18 protein-coding genes are annotated in these 19,332 nt (G+C 71.4%); 5 read left to right on the top strand and 13 right to left on the bottom strand.

From position 1 onward, the window contains the following. Positions 1-3: 3 nt before the first annotated feature. From F1721_RS27100 to F1721_RS27125, 6 genes are all read right to left on the bottom strand, one after another. Positions 4-651, bottom strand: coding sequence for a YdcF family protein (locus F1721_RS27100; protein ID WP_211840646.1), 648 nt, complete (start codon positions 649-651; stop codon positions 4-6). 14 nt (positions 652-665) lie between these two features. Next, a complete protein-coding gene (nadD, locus tag F1721_RS27105; protein WP_150069633.1) occupies positions 666-1,274 on the bottom strand; it encodes a nicotinate-nucleotide adenylyltransferase in 609 nt (202 codons plus the stop codon). Positions 1,275-1,625: 351 nt separating this feature from the next. After that, complete coding sequence (locus F1721_RS27110) at positions 1,626-1,844, bottom strand: ferredoxin (protein WP_150069634.1); 219 nt, start codon at positions 1,842-1,844, stop codon at positions 1,626-1,628. A gap of 28 nt (positions 1,845-1,872) precedes the next feature. Continuing rightward, positions 1,873-3,066, bottom strand: a complete 1,194-nt coding sequence (locus F1721_RS27115; RefSeq protein WP_246155332.1) for a cytochrome P450 — start codon at positions 3,064-3,066, stop codon at positions 1,873-1,875. A gap of 226 nt (positions 3,067-3,292) precedes the next feature. Further along, complete coding sequence (locus F1721_RS27120; protein ID WP_150069636.1) at positions 3,293-3,877, bottom strand: TetR/AcrR family transcriptional regulator; 585 nt, start codon at positions 3,875-3,877, stop codon at positions 3,293-3,295. A 1-nt stretch (position 3,878) separates the two neighbouring features. Then, a complete protein-coding gene (locus F1721_RS27125; RefSeq protein ID WP_150069637.1) occupies positions 3,879-5,213 on the bottom strand; it encodes a glutamate-5-semialdehyde dehydrogenase in 1,335 nt (444 codons plus the stop codon). Positions 5,214-5,315: 102 nt separating this feature from the next. Between F1721_RS27125 and F1721_RS27130 the strand changes: the two genes are divergently transcribed. Then, positions 5,316-7,436: a RecQ family ATP-dependent DNA helicase gene (locus F1721_RS27130; RefSeq protein ID WP_150069638.1), complete on the top strand. Its 2,121-nt coding sequence runs from the start codon at positions 5,316-5,318 to the stop codon at positions 7,434-7,436. On the opposite strand, the gene F1721_RS27135 is transcribed toward F1721_RS27130, so the two are convergent. The 3 genes from F1721_RS27135 to F1721_RS27145 form a co-directional block, all read right to left on the bottom strand. Next, positions 7,433-9,064, bottom strand: coding sequence for a DUF885 domain-containing protein (locus F1721_RS27135; protein ID WP_150069639.1), 1,632 nt, complete (start codon positions 9,062-9,064; stop codon positions 7,433-7,435). The genes F1721_RS27130 and F1721_RS27135 overlap by 4 nt on opposite strands. A gap of 126 nt (positions 9,065-9,190) precedes the next feature. Further along, positions 9,191-9,415 carry a DUF397 domain-containing protein gene (locus tag F1721_RS27140; RefSeq protein WP_425474420.1) on the bottom strand — a complete coding sequence of 75 codons (225 nt, stop codon included), beginning with the start codon at positions 9,413-9,415 and terminating at the stop codon, positions 9,191-9,193. After that, positions 9,385-10,236: a helix-turn-helix domain-containing protein gene (locus F1721_RS27145; RefSeq protein ID WP_150069640.1), complete on the bottom strand. Its 852-nt coding sequence runs from the start codon at positions 10,234-10,236 to the stop codon at positions 9,385-9,387. The genes F1721_RS27140 and F1721_RS27145 overlap by 31 nt, the downstream gene beginning before the upstream one ends. A gap of 282 nt (positions 10,237-10,518) precedes the next feature. Here F1721_RS27145 and F1721_RS27150 point away from each other — a divergent pair, with 282 nt between their 5' ends. Both F1721_RS27150 and F1721_RS27160 read left to right on the top strand, forming a co-directional pair. Beyond that, complete coding sequence (locus tag F1721_RS27150; protein WP_150069641.1) at positions 10,519-10,737, top strand: HC3 family zinc finger protein; 219 nt, start codon at positions 10,519-10,521, stop codon at positions 10,735-10,737. 365 nt (positions 10,738-11,102) lie between these two features. Further along, complete coding sequence (locus tag F1721_RS27160) at positions 11,103-12,380, top strand: MFS transporter (RefSeq protein WP_150069642.1); 1,278 nt, start codon at positions 11,103-11,105, stop codon at positions 12,378-12,380. A 178-nt stretch (positions 12,381-12,558) separates the two neighbouring features. Here F1721_RS27160 and proB read toward each other — a convergent pair whose 3' ends face one another. From proB to rplU, 4 genes are all read right to left on the bottom strand, one after another. After that, positions 12,559-13,680, bottom strand: a complete 1,122-nt coding sequence (gene proB, locus F1721_RS27165; protein WP_150069643.1) for a glutamate 5-kinase — start codon at positions 13,678-13,680, stop codon at positions 12,559-12,561. Between the two features lie 206 nt (positions 13,681-13,886). Beyond that, positions 13,887-15,371 carry a GTPase ObgE gene (obgE, locus tag F1721_RS27170; protein WP_150069760.1) on the bottom strand — a complete coding sequence of 495 codons (1,485 nt, stop codon included), beginning with the start codon at positions 15,369-15,371 and terminating at the stop codon, positions 13,887-13,889. A gap of 164 nt (positions 15,372-15,535) precedes the next feature. Then, positions 15,536-15,793 carry a 50S ribosomal protein L27 gene (rpmA, locus tag F1721_RS27175; RefSeq protein ID WP_093152311.1) on the bottom strand — a complete coding sequence of 86 codons (258 nt, stop codon included), beginning with the start codon at positions 15,791-15,793 and terminating at the stop codon, positions 15,536-15,538. A 14-nt stretch (positions 15,794-15,807) separates the two neighbouring features. Continuing rightward, the gene (gene rplU, locus F1721_RS27180) at positions 15,808-16,116 is read right to left on the bottom strand and encodes a 50S ribosomal protein L21 (RefSeq protein WP_093152314.1); all 309 of its coding nucleotides are present in this window, start codon (positions 16,114-16,116) and stop codon (positions 15,808-15,810) included. Between the two features lie 410 nt (positions 16,117-16,526). On the opposite strand from rplU, the gene F1721_RS27185 reads away from it, so the two are divergent. Together F1721_RS27185 and F1721_RS27190 are read left to right on the top strand one after the other, a co-directional pair. Then, on the top strand, positions 16,527-18,230 hold the full coding sequence (locus F1721_RS27185; RefSeq protein ID WP_150069644.1) for a hypothetical protein: 1,704 nt from the start codon (positions 16,527-16,529) through the stop codon (positions 18,228-18,230). Further along, positions 18,227-19,237, top strand: coding sequence for a glycosyltransferase family 2 protein (locus tag F1721_RS27190; RefSeq protein ID WP_150069645.1), 1,011 nt, complete (start codon positions 18,227-18,229; stop codon positions 19,235-19,237). Before F1721_RS27185 ends, F1721_RS27190 begins: the two co-directional genes overlap by 4 nt. Positions 19,238-19,332 lie beyond the last annotated feature (95 nt).

Here is a 19,332-nt window from a genome sequence, read left to right on the forward strand (position 1 = left end):
GGCCTAGTCGGCGACGAGCCTGCGGGTGTAGCCCGCGTCGACCAGGCGCCGGTACGCGGCCTCGACCTCGGCCGGAACCTCCTGCGGGATGGCGTAGCCGCGCTCGGCGTAGGCGGTGATCCGCTGGGTGTCGCCGACGAGCATGTTGATGACGCGGTCGACGTCGCCGATCGAGCGGACGTAGTCGTCGAGCGGCAACCGCTGCGCGCTGCAGACGAACTCGACCTCCGGCCAGACCTTCCTGGCCGTGGCGAAGGCCCGTCGCTGCTGGTACGGGCGGGACACCAGCAGCGCGGAACCGACCCGGACACCGGCTTCGGCGAGCAGCTCCCGCGTGAGCTCGATGTTCTCCGCGGTGTTCGTCGCCCGCGGCTCGACGAGGATCGCGGAGTCCGGCATCCCGCGTTCGAGGGCGCGCTCGCGGTAGTGCACGGCCTCGCCGCGCGGGAACCGGTCAGCGGTCGTCGCGACGTTGGCCCCGGTGAACACCGCCAGCAGGAAGTACCCGGCGCGGTGCAGGTCGACGACGTGGTCGGCCACACCGATGTCGTGCCCGCCCAGCCCGATGGCCACGTCGCAGGCGCGGAGCTCGTGCGGCAGGAAGTGGTAGTGCCACAGCAGCTCCACGTCCGCGCGGAGCTCGTCGGGCACACCACTCCCGGGAGCTAGGGCCCCCACTCCGGGGTGAGTTCGCGGTAGAGGCCGCGCTTGGAGATGTACTGGACGATGCCGTCCGGGACCAGGTACCAGACCGGGAGCCCGGCGCGGACCCGGTCGCGGCAGCCCGTCGACGAGATCGCCATCGCCGGGATCTCCACCAGGGACACCGCGCCTGCTGGCAGGTGGGCCCCGTTGAGCGAGTAGCCCGGGCGCGTCACGCCGATGAAGTGCGCCAGGTCGAACAGGTCCTCGACCCGGTGCCAGGACAGGATCTGCTCCAGCGCGTCGGCGCCGGTGATGAAGTACAGGTCCGCGTCCGGGAACTCGGCGTGCAGGTCGGTGAGGGTGTCCGCGGTGTAGGTCGGGCCCGCTCGGTCGATGTCGACCCGGCTGACCAGGAAGCGCGGGTTGGACGCGGTGGCTATCACCGTCATCAGGTAGCGGTCCTCGGCCGGGCTGACCGCCTCGTGGCTCTTCTGCCACGGCTGCCCGGTGGGCACGAAGACCACCTGCTCCAGGCCGAACTGGGCCTGCACCTCGCTGGCGGCCACCAGGTGACCGTGATGAATGGGATCGAAGGTGCCACCCATGACCCCGATCCGGCGACGAGACATAGCTGCCAAGCCTAGAAAGGCATCCCCGCCGAGCGCGCGGTGGGGCGTCGCGAAGTGTTGCGGATCGCACCCGCACCGTGAGGCCCGACCCCGCCCCCCGCCGGGCCGGGCCCCACGCCCCTCATCAACCGTGTGGTCCGGCCTGGGACTCCCCCTCCCAGGCCGGGCCGCACGGCCCCCGCCGACCGCGGAGCCCGGCCCAAGCTCCCCCCTGAGCCGGGCCCCGCGGCCCTGCGCGACCCTCGGCGGCTGGGGGCCCACCTCGGATCGCGGGCGCTGCCGTGTTTCAGGCGCGCACCGGTGTGACCCCGCGCCTGGAGGGCTATGACGCGACCTCGAACGTGTCCTGCGTCACTCTTCCGGGGCGATCACCCGGCCCGTGTCGACGTCCTTGACCAGGATCGCCTCGACCGGGCAGGACTCGGCCGCGTCCACCACCTCGTCGGCCGGTTCCACCTGCGCCCGCTTCGCGCACGAGTAGCCGTCCACCATCTCGAAGTGGTCCGGCGCCACGCCCGCGCACATGCCGCTGCCGATGCAGTCGTGCGAGATCTCGATCGACCAGCTCATTCGCCACCTCTTTCAGATATGAGCGAGATCACTCGACACCTTGCCACGCCAGCAGCATCTTCCGGGGCCCTCGGACGAGCATTCCGCTCTTCCACTCGACGTCCTCGGCGGAGGTCGCGAAGCGCAGCCCCGGCAGCCGCGTCAGCAGCGTGCGGAGCGCGACCTGCAGCTCCATCCGCGCGAGCTGGGCGCCGAGGCAGTGGTGCGGGCCGTGGCCGAAGCCGATGTGCGTGGCCTCCTGGCGGGTCAGGTCGAGCAGCTCCGGATCGCTGAACACCGACTCGTCGCGGTTGGCGGCGGCAGTGCTGACCATGACCGGCTCGCCCGCGCGGACCAGCACGCCGCCCAGCTCGACGTCCTCGGTGGCGTACCGGGGGAACCCGGCGCCGCTGCCGAGCGGCACGAAGCGCAGCAGCTCCTCGACCGCCTGCGGGATCCCGTCCAGGTCCGCGCGCAGCGCGGCCAGCTGCTCGGGGTGGGTGAGCAGGACGTAGACGAAGTTCGGGATCTGGGTGGCGGTGGTCTCGTGCCCGGCCACCAGGATCCCGGCCGCCAGCCGGACCAGCTCCTCCTCGGACAGCTTGTCCTGCTCGTCGCGGGCCTCGATCAGCGCGGTGAGCAGGTCGTCGGCCGGTTCCGCGCGGCGCTCGGCGATCAGCCCGGCCATGTAGTCGAGCATCCGGTCCATGTAGTCGGTGACCTGCTCCGGGGTGAGCTTCGTGGTGGACAGGAACGCCTCCGACCACACCCGGAAGTCCGCGCGGTCGGCGTAGGGCACGCCGAGCAGCTCGCAGATGACGGTGATCGGCAGCGGCAGCGCGAAGTCCTCGACCAGGTCGGCCGGGGCGCCGCGCTGCAGCATCCCGTCGACCAGGTCGTCGGCGATCTCCTCGGCGCGGGGGCGCAGCCGTTCCACGCGGCGCGCGGTGAAGGCCTTCGCGACGAGCTTGCGCAGGCGGGTGTGCTCGGGCGGGTCCATGGTCAGCAGCCCGCCGTTCGAGGTGTTAGGACGCATCCTCGGCTCGTCGTGGTGCAGCACCGCGGCCCGGCTGAACCGCGGGTCGCCCAGGACGACCTTGGCGTCCTCGTAGCGGGTCGCCAGCCACGCGGTCTCGCCGTAGGGCAGCTGGATCCGGGTGAGCGGTTCCTGCTTGCGCAGCTGGGCGTAGAGGGGATCGAGGTCGAGCTTCTCGGCTTCGCTGAACGGGTAGGTCCTCGACACAGTTCCGCCTCTCTGTCCCGCCTCTCCGCGTTTTTCAGTGGTGGTTGCGCTTGGGGCCATTCTCGCGTTTCGCGGTTTCTGGTGGCTGGGTTGCATCACGGTCCCCTGAGGTGCGGTTGAGTAGGACTCGACACAAGGGGCGTCATGACCGCTTCCGGTCGACGCTGTGTAAGCGGTTGCTTACATCTTCACCGTACGCAGCCCCTCGGTTACCCGCACGCGTCGATCACCTTTCGTCCGGAAGATCCGTTCGCTCCAGCAGGACCGAGATCCCGCGCGCGACGTAGCGCGCCACGACGTCCGGATCGGCCTGCGCCAGCGGGCTCTTGCCCAGCACCGAGCGGACCATCCCGAGGCCGAACAACCACGCCAGCACCAGGTCCGCGCGCAGCTCGGCGTCCTCGGCGTCGGTCAGCTCCGCCAGCCCGGCGGTGTAGCGGGCGCCGAGCTCCTCGCGCAGCACGTGCGCGGCGCGCTCGTCGCTGTAGGAGCGCAGCATCGCGGCGATCGGGTGCTCGTCACCGCTGAGCTGGTCGGCGGCCAGCAGACCGTCGAGCATGCGCCGCGGCAGCCCCTCGGGCGGCTGCGCTTCGATCAGCCGAGCGCTGTTGTGGCTGAGCACCGCGGCGAACAGCTCCTGCTTGGAGCCGAAGTAGCGGAACAGCAGCGCCTGGTTGACCCCGGCCCGCGCCGCCACGTCGCGCACCGTGGTCGCGGTGAAGCCGCGCTCGGCGAACAACGCCGACGCGGCCTGCAGCAGCGCTTCCTTGGTGGCGGCCGAATCCCGCTTGCGGCGCGGGCCCGCGGTCAACTCAGCTCCCCGGGCAGGAGCTCGGGGTCGCCGGGGCGCTGCCCGGCCGCACGTGCCCGTCGCCGAAGACCAGCCACTTGGTCGAGGTCAGCTCCGGCAGCCCCATCGGGCCCCGGGCGTGCAGCTTCTGCGTCGAGATGCCGATCTCCGCGCCCATCCCGAACTCGCCGCCGTCGGTGAACGCGGTGGAGGCGTTGACCATCACCGCCGCCGCGTCGACCTGCGCGGTGAACTGCCGCGCGGCGCGGACGTCGCTGGTCACGATGGCCTCGGTGTGCCCGGAACCGTGCTCCCGGATGTGCTCGACCGCGGCGGGCAGCGACTCCACCACGGCGGCGGCGATGTCCGCGGACAGGAACTCGGTGTCCCAGTCCTCCTCGGTCGCGGGCACCACGTTCGCGCCGCCGACGGCCACCACCTGCTCGTCGCCGTGCACGGTCACGCCCGCACCGCCCAGCTCGGCGATGGCGCGCGGCAGGAACTCCGCCGCGATGGCCTCGTGCACCAGGAAGGTCTCCGCTGCGTTGCACACGCTGGTGCGGCGGGCCTTGGCGTTGAGCAGGATGCGCAGCGCGGTGTCGATGTCGGCGCTCGCGTCGACGTAGACGTGGCAGTTGCCCACCCCGGTCTCGATCGCGGGCACCGTCGCGTTCTCCACCACCGCCGAGATCAGCCCGGCGCCGCCGCGCGGGATCACCACGTCCACCAGGCCGCGCGCGGTGATCAGGTGCTGCACCGAAGCCCGGTCGTGGCACGGCAGCAGCTGCACCGAGTCAGCGGGCAGCCCGTGCTCGACGACGACGTCGGCGAGGATCCCGACCAGCGCCGTGTTGGAGTTCTCCGCCGACGACGACCCGCGCAGCAGCACGGCGTTGCCCGCCTTGAGGGTGAGCCCGGCGGCGTCCACCGTGACGTTCGGACGACCCTCGTAGACGATCCCGACCACGCCCAGCGGCACCCGGACCTGCTGCAGCTGCAGGCCGTTGGGCAGCACGCTGCCGCGCACCACCTCGCCGACCGGGTCCGGCAGCCCGGCCACCGTGCGCAGGCCGTCGGCCATCGCCTCGATGCGCTCGGTGCTCAGGCTCAACCGGTCGATCAGGCCCTCCGGCATGCCGGACTCGCGGCCGTTGGCGACGTCGAGCTCGTTGGCGGCGAGGACGTCCGGGGCGCGCTTCACCAGCGCCTCGGCCATCGCGTGCAGCAGCGCATCCTTGGTGCTCCGGGTGGCCAGCGCGAGCTCCGCGGCCGCCCGCTTCGCCCGGCGCGCCGCGTCGAGGACCTGGTCCCGCAGCTGCTCGCCGGACGCCTTACCTGTGGTCGTGGTCGTGGTCACGGGCCCAGACTAATCCGTTCGGCCACCGGACCAGCACCGGATTTCGCACCGTCCCAGCCCCCGGACGACGCACGTCGGAGACGTCCGGTAGGAATCGGGGTCGTGGACGAACAGGCGCTTCGCGAACTCGCCGACGAACGACTCCGCGCGCTGGCCGGGCCCGAGGCGGCGCTGCGCGAGGACCAGTGGAGCGCGATCCGCGCCCTGGTGCTGGAGCGCCGCCGCGCGCTGGTCGTGCAGCGGACCGGCTGGGGCAAGTCGGCCGTGTACTTCATCGCCACCGCGCTGCTGCGCGAGCTCGGCGAAGGCCCGACCGTCATCGTCTCCCCGCTGCTGGCGCTGATGCGCAACCAGGTCGAGGCCGCGGCCGCGGCCGACGTGCACGCCGCGACGATCAACTCGGCCAACCCGGAGGAGTGGGCCGACGTCGAGGAGCGGGTCGCCGCGGGCGAGGTGGACGTGCTGCTGGTCAGCCCGGAGCGGCTGAACAACCCCGACTTCCTGGACACCATCCTGCCCGAGCTCACCCAGAACGCCGGGCTGCTGGTGGTCGACGAAGCGCACTGCATCTCCGACTGGGGCCACGACTTCCGCCCGGACTACCGGCGGCTGCGCACCCTGCTGACCGAGCTGCCCGAGGGCGTGCCGGTGCTGGCCACCACGGCCACCGCCAACGACCGGGTCGTGCAGGACGTCGCCGACCAGCTCGGCGTCGGCGGCGAGCACACCGACCCGCAGGAGACCCTGGTGCTGCGCGGCAGCCTGGACCGCGAGAGCCTGCGGCTCGGTGTGGTGCGGCTGCCCAGCGCCGAGGCGCGGCTGGGTTGGTTGGCCAGCCACCTCGAGGAGCTGCCCGGTTCCGGGATCATCTACACGCTGACCGTGGCCGCCACCGAGGAGATCTCCGCCTACCTGCGGGACCAGGGCTACGAGGTCGCCTCCTACTCGGGCCGCACCGATCCGGCCGAGCGGGAGCAGGCGGAAGCCGACCTGCTGGCCAACCGGGTCAAGGCGCTGGTGGCGACCTCCGCGCTGGGCATGGGCTTCGACAAGCCCGACCTCGGGTTCGTCGTCCACCTCGGCGCGCCGTCCTCCCCCATCGCCTACTACCAGCAGATCGGCCGCGCCGGTCGCGGTGTGCAGCGCGCGGAGGTCCTGCTGCTGCCCGGTCCGGAGGACCGCGACATCTGGAGCTACTTCGCCTCGCTGGCGTTCCCGCCGGAGCCGACCGTGCGCGCGGTGCTCGACGCGCTGGCGCAGCACGGGAAGATGTCGACGGCCGCGCTGGAACCGCACGTGGAGCTCGGCCGCAGCCGTCTGGAGATGGTGCTCAAGGTCCTCGACGTCGACGGTGCTGTGCGGCGGGTCAAGGGCGGCTGGGAGCCCACCGGCGAGCCGTGGCACTACGACGCCGAGCGCTACCAGCGCATCGCCGCCGAGCGGAAGGCCGAGCAGCAGGCGATGCTCGACTACCTCAGCACGTCCTCGTGCCGCATGGAGTTCCTGCGCCGCCAGCTCGACGACCCGCAGGCCGCGCCGTGCGGGCGCTGCGACAACTGCACCGGCTCCGGCTACTCCGGCGACGTCGACGACCAGGCCGTGCAGCAAGCGGAGGAACGGCTGCGCAGGCCCGGCGTCGAGGTGTCGCCGCGCAAGATGTGGCCCAGCGGCATGGATGCGCTGGGCGTTCCGCTGTCCGGCAAGCTGCCCGCCGACGAGCAGGCGAGCACCGGCCGGGCGGTCGGTCGGCTCACCGACATCGGCTGGGGCAACCGGCTCCGCGAGCTGCTCGCCACCGGCGCCCCCGACCAGGAGCTGCCGGACGACCTGTTCCAGGCGGCGATCAAGGTGCTGGCCGCGTGGGACTGGGCGCAGCGCCCCGTCGGCGTGGTCGCGCTCGGCTCGCGGACGCGCCCGAAGCTGGTGCGGAGCCTGGCCGAGCGGATCGCCAACATCGGGCGCCTGCCGCTGCTCGGCGAGGTGCTGACCAACCCGAACACCACGCCGCGCAGCGCCACCAACAGCGCCCAGCGCGTCGCTTCGCTGTGGCCGCAGTTCAAGGTCCCGGCGGAGCTCGCCGCGAAGCTGTCCGCAGTGGACGGTCCGGTGCTGCTGATGGACGACTACGCCGACACGGGGTGGACCATCACGGTGGTCAGCCGACTGCTCCGCCAGGCGGGCGCGCCCTCGGTGCTGCCGTTCACCCTCGCCACCACGAGCTAGCCGGTCCAGTCGGCGACCAGCTGGTCCAGGACCGGCATCGGGAGGGCACCGCTGCCCAGCACCACGTCGTGGAAGGCGCGCAGGTCGAAGGCCTCGCCCAGGGCCGCCCTGGCGCGGTCGCGCAGCCGCTGGAACTCCAGCCTGCCGACCATGTAGGACAGCGCCTGCCCCGGCATCTCCAGGTAGCGATCGGTCTCGGACTGGATGTCGATCTCGGGCAACGCGGTGTGCTCGCGCAGGTAGTCCACGGCCCGCTGGCGGGGCCAGCCGAAGGCGTGCAGGCCGGTGTCCACCACCAGCCGCGCCGCGCGCATCGAGTCCATGGCGAGCATGCCCAGCCGCGCCACGTCGTCGGTGTACCACCCGGCTTCGTCGGCGAAGCGCTCCGCGTACAGGCCCCAGCCCTCGGCGTAGGAGTTGACCCAGGCGTACTGCCGGATCTCCGGCACCCCGGTCAGCTCCTGGGCGAGGGTGACCTGGAAGTGGTGCCCTGGCACGGCCTCGTGGAACGCGGTCGCCTCCGCGAGGAAGCGCGGGCGCTGCTCGGCCAGGTGGGTGTTGGCGTAGTAGGTGCCGGGGCGGGAGCCGTCGGGCGGGCCGGGCAGGTAGTACGCCGCGGGGGCGTTCGGGGCCAGCTCCGCCGGGACCGGTTCCACCTGGCAGCGCTGCGCGGGCAGCTTCCCGAACCACTCCGGCGCAGCGCGCTCCGCCCGCTCGATCGCGGCCCTGGCGGCGTCCAGCAGCTCCTGCTCGCCCGACCAGCGCAGGGCAGGATCGGTGCGCATCCGCTGCTGGACCTCGGCCGCTGTGCGCAGCCCGAAGATCCGCGAGCCGATCTCCGCGTACTCCTCGGCGAGCTCCGCGACCAGCTCGACCCCGGTCCGGTGCAGCTCCTCCGGGGTGCGGTCGGTCGTCGTGTGCATCCGGGCCAGCGCCGCGTAGGTCGCCGCTCCGTCCGGCAACCAGCACAACCCCGCGCGTTCGTCCGGACGCCCGTGCTGCTGGATCTCCGCGCGCAGGACCTCGCGGTACTCGGCGAAGGCCGGGCGCACCACCTCCGCGAGCAGCTCGTCGCGCTCGGCCGCGGCTTCCAGCGGGACCAGGTGCAGCGGATCGGATTCCGGTGCGGCGAGATGCGCGTCCAGGTGTTTGACGGCCTCCCGCACCGAGCGCGCGATCGGCAGCCGACCGGCGGAAACGCCGAGGCGGAGGCGCTCCGCCCCCTGGGCCAGGAACTCGGGGATCGCCGCGAGCCGGGTCAGGAAGTCCTGCTCGTGCTGCACACCTCTCGGGCGCGTGCTGGCGAGCACCATCAGCAGCTTGCCCAGCGGCGAGGTCTCGCTGTCGTGCACGGTGTGCTCGACGATCCGGGAATCGATCCGGGTGATGACGGATTCGGCCTGCTGCACCACGACGCCGAGCGTGATCCGGTCGTCCCCGGTGGCCTCGATCCGGCCTGCGGCGGCGAGGATTCCGGATGCGCGATCGCGCAGCGCGCGCTCTGCTGCTCCGGACAAGTCGTTGAGGCGGTCCCGGGTGCTCGGCAAATCGACGAGCAGTTCGTTCAGCGGATCAGCGGCGGCGATCAGTTCGAGGGCTTCATCGGCGAGTTCGCGCACTGTCGTCACCGCGACAGTCTGCCGCGCCGAACAACAGAATTTCGCCCGATCGGGTCGGAATTTGCACAATTCTTCGCAAAATCGCCAGCACCCGGCCGGGCACGGTGCCCCCTCCCCGCGGGGCACCGCTGGTCGTCAGCCGTCGAACCGGCCTGCGCGGATCCCGGCGACGAAAAGTCGCCACTGCGCACCGGAAACGGTGAAGTACCCACCCGCCCGGTGCTTGGAATCGCGGACCGCCGCACCATCACCGCAGCGGCCGACCTCCACGCAATCGGTTTCCTGCGCCGACCTGCTCGACTTCCGCCAACCGACCGGTTGTGCCGTAATCACGCAAGAGCCTCCATCTCGTTCGCACACTTCGTGATGAACGCGATCGACTCGGCGTCGTCCATCGCGAACGAGAGCAGGGTAGTGATCGCCTCCAGGTATTCCTGCGCGAGTCCGGGGTTGTAGAGGAAAGCGGACGACCGGTAGTGCTCCAAATGCACGATCGGCTGGGCTTTGGGGAATTCGAACACCACGAACGGGCCGACGTGCCCGGGGTGCCAGGTGGTGCAGCCGCTGGGCAGCACCCGGACGTCGATGTTGGGCCACTCCGCCAGTTCCGCCACCTTGTGGAGCTGCTCGGCCATCACCTCGTGCCCGCCGATCGGCTCGCGCAACGCGTTCTCGCTGATGATCGCGGTCAGCTCCGGGGCGTCGCGGGCGGCCAGCACCTCGCGGCGACCGAGGCGCATGAGCACCAGCTTCTCCACCTCCCCGACGGGCTTGCCGTGCATCACCGCCCGCGCGTAGTCGGAGGTCTGCAGCAGGCCGGGGATCAGACCGGTGGCGACGTTGGTGATGCGGGTCGCGGTGCGCTCGAACTCGATCAGCGCGGTCAGCTCCTGCCGGACCCCAGCGCGGTCCGCGGTGAGCCAGTTCGGCGCGTCGGCGTCGCGCGCCATCTCGACGAGTCGATCACGTTCAGTAGCCGAAACGCCCAACGCGGTCACGAAAGCGGCAACCACTTCCGGCGAAGGCACGGACCGCCCGGTCTCGTAGCGCATCAGCTTGACGTGGTTGGTGTCGAGCTCGTGTGCCAGCGCACGCAGGCTCCGACCGACCGCTTCCCTGGCTTCGCGCAGCTCAGCGCCGAGCGCGCGGGCCTTCGGCGTACCGCCGGTGGTACGGGTCATGAAACACAGCGAAACAGAATTCCGCGCCGGTAACTACTACCTGTTCAGGTAATTGGCCCCGCGTTTCAGTACCACCAGAATGGTACGCGCGACGACGAACGACCAGGAGCACCACATGCGGACACCGCCCGCCGCCGCGGCGACCAGCGCCCCGACCGCGCGAGTCGCCCGGCCATCCGGTTCCGCGGCCCCACCGACGTCTCGCCACCGAACCCGGCTGCCAGGACGCGACCCACTCGCGGTGGTCGCCTCCGGTCGACTTGGAACAGGCGGTGATCGCGCATGCCACACCCGTTTCGCTGGCAACCCGGCGAAGGTCAGCGGCACGCCACGCTGAAACCACGCCCGAAGGGCGGCTTTCCGGACGACGCGCAGATCGAGACGTTGTGCGGCACGCAGATCACTGTGGACAACTCCGACGTGGCGTGGCTGTGGACGACCTGCCCGGAGTGCAACCGGGGCGCGCACGAGCTGGCCGGGACCCCGATAGTGCCCGGCTGACCGAGCGCAAGGACTTCCCACGGGCTGAGAACACAGTCGGCGAAGCCGTCCGCGCTTGTGGAAGCGGCGCCAGCCGCTTGCATCCACCCGTGCAAGGCGACCACCGGCGGGTTCTGAGCGGTTTCCCGGCGAGGACGGCCCCTCCGCCGTGTATTGGACATACATCAGGAGGGGCACCCGCAGTCCGGGGAAGCTCTCAGGTTCCGCCAAGCGACCACGCACGCAACGCGACCACCAACAGTCATTGAGTTCGGATCTTCCGAACGGACGTCGCAGACCGTACTGTGTCGTCACCCGTTCGAGGTCCGGAGTGCATGGACATGCCTCCAGGACGCGGGCGTCCTGCCACGACACCGGAGGATGCGATGTCCCAAGGCACGGCGACGACCGGCGAATCCCGGCTGCCCATGCGGACCCTGGTCGCCGCGAGCATCGGCAACGCCGTGGAGTGGTACGACTGGACTGTTTACACGGCGTTCAGCGTCTACTTCGCGCACGCGTTCTTCCCCGGTGAGCTCGCGCTGATCAACACCCTGGCCACGTTCGCGCTGGCGTTCTTCTTCCGCCCGCTCGGCGGCTGGCTGCTCGGCCGGTTCGCCGACCTGCGCGGCCGCAAGACGGCGATGCTGGTGACCATCTCGCTGATGGCCGGTGGTTCGCTGGTGATCGGCCTGCTGCCCACGTTCGACACGATCGGCTGGGCGGCGGCGGTGCTGCTGGTGCTGGCGCGCGTCAGCCAGGGCCTGTCGCTGGGCGGCGAGGTGTCCAACGCCTCGGCCTACCTGGCGGAGATCGCCCCGGCGGCCAAGCGCGGCCGCTACTCGGCGTTCTTCTACATCTCGACCGGTACCGCGCTGCTCGTCGCCTCGCTGCTGGGCTTCCTGCTGACCGCGCTGCTCACCGAGCAGCAGCTCACCGACTTCGGGTGGCGCATCCCGTTCATCATCGGCGGTGTGCTCGGCCTGCTGGGCATCTGGTTGCGCCGGACCCTCGAGGAGACCGAGCAGTTCGAGGACAACCAGGCCAAGGCCAAGGCGCTGAAGAATCCACTGTGGATCACGCTGACGAAGCACCCGAAGGCGGTCGGGCAGCTGGTGGGCTTCAGCATGCTCTCGACGCTGTGCTACTACACGTTCTTCAGCGCGCTGACGCCGTTCGCGGTGAAGAACCGCGGCGCGGACGCCACCGACGTGTTCCTGGCGCTGTCGATCGCCACCGCGCTGTTCATCGCCCTGCAGTACCCGGTCGGCGCGCTGTCGGACCGCTTCGGCCGCAAGCCGCAGCTGCTGATCTGGTCGGCGGCCACGGCGATCCTCATCGTGCCGCTGTCCGGCCTGGTGCGCCCGGGCTTCTGGAACCTGCTGGTCGTCTTCTGCGTCGGCATCGCGCTCTACACAGCGATGACCTCGATCGCCCCGGCGATCATGTCCGAGCTGTTCCCGACCGAGCTGCGCGGTCTGGGCATCGGCGCCTGGTACAACCTCACCGTCGCGGTCTTCGGCGGCACGGCACCGCTGGTCATCCAGGCCCTGGCCCGCTACGAGCTGTCCTCGCTGTTCTTCTGGTACATCGCGGTCGGCGCGGCCATCGCCTTCTTCGTGATCCGCACCCTCCCCGAAACCCGGGGCACCGAACTCCGCTGACGCCGGTCGGCTGAAGTGCGGCGGGCTACCGCACTCGATCAACTCCTGCGGAGCCCGCCACCTTCTAAAGATCGAGAAACCGCCGGATCATCGAGCGAACCTCGGCAAGCGTTCTCCGGTCGCTCTCGCCCACAGGGCGGCGCAGCCTGTCGTCGATACCGCTTACCTCGGGGGTGCCTCAGCGGAGAGGGACGAGGTCGTCGGCGTGGACCACTTCGCGGCGTTGTTCCGGGGGGAGCTGGTGGCTGGAGCGGCCGATGAGGTCCGGGAGCTCCGCCGCGTCGTAGGCGACCACTCCGCGGGCCACCACCACGCCGGACGGGTTGACCAGCTCCACCACGTCACCGCCGTCGAAGGCGCCCTCCACCGCGGTGATGCCCGCGGCCAGCAGGGAGCGGCGGCGCTTGACCACCGCCGCGACCGCTCCGTCGTCCAGCCACAGGCGCCCGTTGGCGTCGGCCGCGTGCGCCAGCCAGAAGCGGCGGGCCGACAGGCGGCTGCCCGTGGCGGCGAAGGCGGTGCCCACGTCCGCCGGTCCCAGCGCGCGCTCGGCCTGCGCTGCCGAGGTCAGCAGGACCGGGATGCCCGACGAGCAGGCGACCCGGGCCGCCCCCACCTTCGACGCCATGCCTCCGGTGCCGAGCCCGGACGCACCGGTGCTGCCCGCCTGCACGCCGACCATGTCCGCATCGCCGTTGACCTCGCGGATCACCGATGCGCCGCCGCGCCGCGGGTCCCCGTCGTAGAGGGCGTCCACATCGGACAGCAGGATCAGCGCGTCCGCTCCCACGAGGTGCGAGACTAGGGCGGCGAGCCGGTCGTTGTCGCCGAAGCGGATCTCGGTGGTGGCCACCGTGTCGTTCTCGTTGACCACCGGCACCGCGCCCAACCCCAGCAGCCGGTGCAGGGTGCGCTGGGCGTTGCGGTAGTGGCCGCGGCGCATCACGTCCTCCGCGGTGAGCAGGACCTGGCCGACCGTCAGCCGATAACGCGAAAAGGATTCGGCGTAGGCGTGCGCGAGGGACTGCTGGCCGACGCTCGCCGCCGCCTGCTGGGTCGCCAGGTCCCGCGGCCTGCGGCGCAACCCCAGCGGCGCGAGCCCCGCCGCGATCGCACCCGAGGACACCAGCACCACCTGGCACCCGGACGCCACCCGCCGGGCCAGCGAGTCGACCAGCGCCGCCAGCCGCTCGGTGTCCAGCCCGCCTTCCGCGGTGGTGAGCGACGAGGAACCGACCTTCACCACGATCCGCTGCGCGGCCGCGACCGCCTTCCGCGTCGCCGAGAGCTCCTCGCTCACCGACCCGTCCTCCTCAGAACCAGTCTTCGATCCTGGTTTTTGATCTTTTGTCCTTGAGCGGCGCCAGCCGCTTGGCCCGCCCTCGCAACCGGCACCGCCGCGGGTTCTCAGCGTTCGCCTGGCGAGGACAGCCCGCTCGCCGTGCACTGGTCAGCCAGGCGGGCGCTGAGGTTCCGCTACCGGCACCGCCACGCAAGACGAGCAATCTAGTCCTGGTCCTCCAGGAAGCGGCCGGATTCGTCCAGGGAGCTGCGGCGCGCCTTCTTCGCGGCCTTGCGCTCGCTGGCGGAGACCCGGTCGTCGTGCTCGATGCGCAGGTCGGTGCCGCGGCGGCCGAGCACACCGGCCACGCCCGCCGGGGTGGACGGCTCCCAGTCGAAGGTCATGCTGCCGATGGTCACCTGGCTGCCCGGCTCCGCGCCCTGCTTGGCCAGCGCGTCCTCCACGCCCAGCTTGGCCAGCCGGTCCGCCAGGAAGCCGACCGCCTCGCTGTTGTTGAAGTCGGTCTGCCGCACCCAGCGCTCCGGCTTCTCGCCGCGCACCACGTACGCGTCCTCGACCTCGGGGTCCGGCTCGACGGTGAACCCGCCGTCGTCGACCGCGGTCGGGCGGACCACCACGCGCGCCGGTTCCGGCGGCGGCAGCTGCGCCCGGTAGCGCTCCACCTCGGCGGCCATCGCGAAGCTCAGCTCCCGCAGGCCGTCGCGGGAGGCGGTGGACACCTCGAACACCGGCCAGCCGCGGGCCTCGACGTCGGCGCGCACCAGCTCGGCCAGCTCGCGGGCCTCCGGCACGTCCATCTTGTTGAGCACCACCATGCGCGGGCGCTCGGCCAGGTCGACACCGCCCTGCTCCGCCTTCAGCGCGGGCGTGTACTGCGCGAGCTCGTGCTCCAGCGCGTCCACATCGGACAGCGGGTCGCGGCCGGGTTCCAGGGTGGCGCAGTCGACCACGTGCACCAGGACGGCGCAGCGCTCGATGTGCCGCAGGAAGTCGAGGCCGAGGCCGCGGCCCTCGCTGGCGCCCGGGATGAGCCCGGGCACGTCGGCCACGGTGAACACGGTCTCGCCCGCGGTGACCACGCCCAGGTTGGGCACCAGCGTGGTGAACGGGTAGTCGGCGATCTTCGGGCGCGCGGCGGACAGCACCGAGATCAGCGACGACTTGCCCGCCGAGGGGAAGCCGACCAGGCCCACGTCGGCGACCGACTTGAGCTCCAGCACCAGCTCCAGCTGCTCCCCCGGCTCGCCCAGCAGGGCGAAGCCCGGGGCCTTGCGCGCCTTGGACGCCAGCGCCGCGTTGCCCAGACCACCGCGCCCGCCGGCCGCGGCGACGAAGGTGGTGCCGACGCCGACCAGGTCGGCCAGCACCTCCCCGTCCGGGCTCAGCACCACGGTCCCGTCCGGGACCGGCAGCACCAGGTCCTCGCCCTGGGCGCCGTTGCGCATGCCGCCCTTGCCCGGCTTGCCGTTGGAGGCGCTCGCGTTGGGCCGGTAGTGGAAGTCCAGCAGGGTGTGCACGTTCGGGTCGACGACCAGCTGCACGTCGCCGCCCTTGCCGCCGTTGCCGCCGTCCGGCCCGCCCAGCGGCTTGAACTTCTCCCGGTGCACCGAGGCGCAGCCATGCCCGCCGTCGCCAGCCGCGACGTGGATGGTCACGCGGTCAACGAACCGCGACACGAATGCCTCCAGGAAGATCGAGCCGAGCCGGGCCCGGCGGTAGCACGCTCTGACCTGGTTCAACGGCGGCGGGGCCGCCCCTCATCCCCGAACCAGGTCCGAAAACAGCGACGAGGGGCGGGCCGGACTAGCCGGACCCGCCCCTCGTCGGGAAGTACTCGCAGTCGAGAGCCGGATCAGGCCTCGACCGGCTTCACGCTGACGGCCTTGCGGCCCCGGTAACGACCGAACTCGACGGTACCGGCCTCCAGCGCGAACAGGGTGTCGTCGTTGCCGCGACCCACGTTCAGACCCGGGTGGAACTTGGTCCCGCGCTGACGGATCAGGATCTCGCCGGCCTTGACGACCTGGCCGCCGTAGCGCTTCACCCCGAGGTACTTGGGGTTCGAGTCGCGGCCGTTCCGAGAGCTGGATGCGCCCTTCTTGTGTGCCATGACTACTCAGGTCCTCACTTGTTGATGCCGGTGACCTCGACGCGGGTCAGCTTCTGGCGGTGACCCTGCCGCTTGTGGTAGCCGGTCTTGTTCTTGAACTTGTGGATGCGGATCTTGGGGCCCTTGGTCTGCTCGACCAGCTTGCCGGTCACCGACACCTTGGCCAGCGCGTCGGCGTCGGTCGTGACATCGGTGCCATCGACGACCAGAAGTGCCGGGAAACTGACCTCGGAGCCCAGCTCGCCCTCGAGCTTCTCGACCTCGACGACGTCTCCGACAGCCACCTTGTACTGCTTGCCGCCGGTCTTGACGATCGCGTACATGAGTCGGAAGTCTCCTGCTGCTCGGTTTCGCTACTTTCACCAGGTCTGCGGCGGACGTCCACCCCGACCCGAAAGGATCGAGGATTCCTACCACGCCGCTGGTGCAGCGCCTCGGTGGGGTTCCCGTCCCAGCAGCGCGAAGCACCGCTCGAAACAGGCGTTTTGTCTCTCCGCCCGTCCGGCGGCGAGAAGTTCTCACCCATCATACAGACCGCTTCTCGGGTCCCGATCGGCCGGGGCCGCACCAAGCGGCGCGCACGGCTGCCGGACCCGGCGACGGGCGAGCCGCGACAGCGTAAGGCGGCCCGGTCGGTGCGGTCAAATCGACCCCTTCCGAAAGAAGGTGCCGGGCCCCCTCGATCGCTTGCTACGGTAGGTCGCCGTTCTACTTGATCTGGGGAAACACCTTCGTGACTGACATCGCACCGGGGACCGAGCAGGACGAGCGCGCCGCCTCCGGGCCCCCTTCGCGCCCAAGCCCGCTGCACCGGTTCGGCCCGCTGCTGCTCGGCCTGTCGGCGATCGTTCCGCCGCTGCTGATGCTCCGGGAAGTGCTGCGCTACCCGCAGATGCACTTCTACGACTACTGGTGGGTGCTGCTGGACCTCACCAACGACGACGGCACGCTGCGCCCGGAAGCGCTCCTGGGCTTCCGCAACGAGCACCCGTTCGTGCTGCCCAGCCTGCTGTTCTGGCTCAGCGCGCGGTACGGCGACGGGCTGAACCAACCGCTGGGCCTGGTGATCATCGCCTTCGGCGTGATCAGCGTGCTGCTGGTGCGGGCGATGCTGCCGGAGGGCCTGAACCGCTGGCAGCGCGCCGGGCTGGTCGCGGCCACCTCGACGCTGGTGTTCAACCCGCACGGCATCCACAACTACGTGCGCTCGATGAGCGGCGCGTCCTGGATCCTCGCGCTGATGCTGGTGCTCGCCGCGCTGCTGGCGATGCAGCGCAACCACCGGGTGTGGGCGATCGTCTTCGGGCTGCTGGCGTCGATCAGCTACGGCACCTCGTTCGCGGTGTGGCCCGCGCTGGCCCTGATCGCCTGGTTGCGCGGGGACCGCCGCCGGTGGGTGGCGGCGCCGTTGGCGGTCGGGGTCGTCGTGGTGCTGTCCTGGCTGGTGCTGCGCGGTCCGCAGGGCGGCGGGGGCGCCTCGCCGACCGACGACCCGGCGCAGGCGCTGCTGGCCGGGCTGAGCATGCTCGGCATGGTGTGGACCGGCACCGAACCGGCGATCGCGCTGATCGCGGGCGTGGCCGGGCTGGCGGTGCTGGTGGCGCACGCCCAGCAGACGCCGGAGCAGCGGCGCAGCGCGGCGCCCTGGTGGGGGCTGGCGGTCTACGCCGTCGGGTGCGCGGTGATGATCTCCGGCTCGCGCGCCGCGTTCGGCGAGTCGGCCGGGCTGCAGAGCCGGTACAACAGCATGACCGCCGCGCTGTGGATCGCGCTGCTGGTGATCGTGGTCGCCTGGCCCAAGCTGCCGAAGCTGCGCACCGTCACCGTCGCGGGCACCGTCCTGGCCACCGTCGCGCTGGGCGCGCCGATGGCGCAGAGCGTCCGGTCCGACGCGCCGAACCAGGACCTGCTGGCCATCGCCGCCCGCATCGGGCACCCGGACGCCTTCACCGACCGGTTCCCGGAACCGGACCGCCTGCTGCCGCGCCTGCAGGCGCTGGGCCACTACCCGTTCTCCCCGGAGTTCACCCTGGGCTGCCCCGACGGCCTGGAGATCGGCGACCGGGTCAGCACCGCGAACTGGCGCACGCCCAGCCAGGGCGCGCTGCGGGAACCCCGCCCGGACGGCTGGGACGTGGTGCTCAACGTCGAGACCGACGAGGTCCAGGGCGGGGCGCGGATGCTCAAGGGCTGGGCGATCTCCGGCATCGAGCGCGCCAGCTGCGTCGCGGTGCTCGACCAGAGCGGCACGGTGATCGGCGGCGGGGTGGTCGACATCCCGCGCTCCGACGCCGAGGCGCAGACGCCGGGCATCGAGATCGGGCTCGGCTTCGAAGCGGTCGCACCGGCCCAGCCGGGCCTGCTGCGCGTCGCGTTCCACTTCCCCGACGGCTGGTGGATCCGGCCCCTCACCGAGAACCCGCAGGTGGCGTCATGACGTGCACCCCGTCCCCGCAGGTGTCGCTGCTCACCCCGGCGAAGAACGAGCAGGACAACCTGCCCGAGCTGTTCGCCCAGATCAGCCGGGCCATGGCGGCGCAGGACCGCACCTGGGAGCTGGTGGTCGTCGACGACGGCAGCACCGACGGCAGCTGGCGGGTGATCAGCGAGCACGCGGCGCGGGACCCGCGGATCCGCGGCATCCGGCTGCGCCGCAACTTCGGCAAGGCCGCCGCGCTGGCCGCCGGGGTCGCCGAGGTCCGCGGCGAGCTGCTGGTCACGCTGGACGCCGACCTGCAGGACGACCCGGCCGAGATCCCGCGGCTGCTGGCCGAGCTGGACGCGGGGGCCGACCTGGTCAGCGGGCACAAGGCGAACCGGCAGGACCCGCTGGGCAAGCGGCTGCCGTCGAAGGTGTTCAACTGGTTCACCGGGCTGATCACCGGCCTGAAGCTCTCCGACCACAACTGCGGGCTCAAGGCCGCGCGGACCGAGGTCTACCGGCGGGTTCCGCTGTACGGCGAGCTGCACCGCTACATCCCGGCGCTGGCGCACCAGCTGGGCTACCGGGTCGCCGAGCTGGCCGTGCACCACCGGCCGCGGCTGCACGGCAAGTCCAAGTACGGCTTGGAGCGCTACCTGCGCGGCGCGCTGGACCTGCTCACGGTGGTCGCGCTGACCCGGTACGGGCGGCGCCCGGCGCACCTGTTCGGCGGGCTGGGGATGCTGGCCGGGACGATCGGCACGCTGATCCTGCTGTACCTGACCGGTGTGTGGTTGTTCACCGACCAGCCGATCGGCACCCGGCCGCTGCTGACGCTGGGCATCCTGCTGGAGATCTTCGCGGTGCAGATGATCTCGGTGGGGCTGCTCGCCGAGCTGGTGCTGCACCGCACCGGCCGGGACCGCGACGTCGAGGTCCTCGTGGCCGATCAGACCGCGGTTCCCGAGCCCGGCCCGAAAGATCAACTACCAGCGGGTAACGACGTGGGGACCGGGCGGTAACGGCGCGCCCACCGCCGGGGGTGCACTCGTCCGGCTGCGATCACACCCCCGTAAGGTGCTGCGCGTGCACTCGGCGAAGCGACTTCGGCTGTCTG

It is taken from the genome of Saccharopolyspora hirsuta (assembly GCF_008630535.1).
Taxonomy (GTDB): domain Bacteria; phylum Actinomycetota; class Actinomycetes; order Mycobacteriales; family Pseudonocardiaceae; genus Saccharopolyspora; species Saccharopolyspora hirsuta.

Bases quoted from the DNA above. Each gene is read 5' to 3' on its own strand.
- F1721_RS27160 (WP_150069642.1), top strand. From the start codon at position 11,103: ATGTCCCAAGGCACGGCGACGACCGGCGAATCCCGGCTGCCCATGCGG.
- rpmA (WP_093152311.1), bottom strand. From the start codon at position 15,793: ATGGCACACAAGAAGGGCGCATCCAGCTCTCGGAACGGCCGCGACTCG.
- F1721_RS27145 (WP_150069640.1), bottom strand. From the start codon at position 10,236: ATGACCCGTACCACCGGCGGTACGCCGAAGGCCCGCGCGCTCGGCGCT.
- F1721_RS27190 (WP_150069645.1), top strand. From the start codon at position 18,227: ATGACGTGCACCCCGTCCCCGCAGGTGTCGCTGCTCACCCCGGCGAAG.
- F1721_RS27110 (WP_150069634.1), bottom strand. From the start codon at position 1,844: ATGAGCTGGTCGATCGAGATCTCGCACGACTGCATCGGCAGCGGCATG.
- rplU (WP_093152314.1), bottom strand. From the start codon at position 16,116: ATGTACGCGATCGTCAAGACCGGCGGCAAGCAGTACAAGGTGGCTGTC.
- F1721_RS27150 (WP_150069641.1), top strand. From the start codon at position 10,519: ATGCCACACCCGTTTCGCTGGCAACCCGGCGAAGGTCAGCGGCACGCC.
- nadD (WP_150069633.1), bottom strand. From the start codon at position 1,274: ATGTCTCGTCGCCGGATCGGGGTCATGGGTGGCACCTTCGATCCCATT.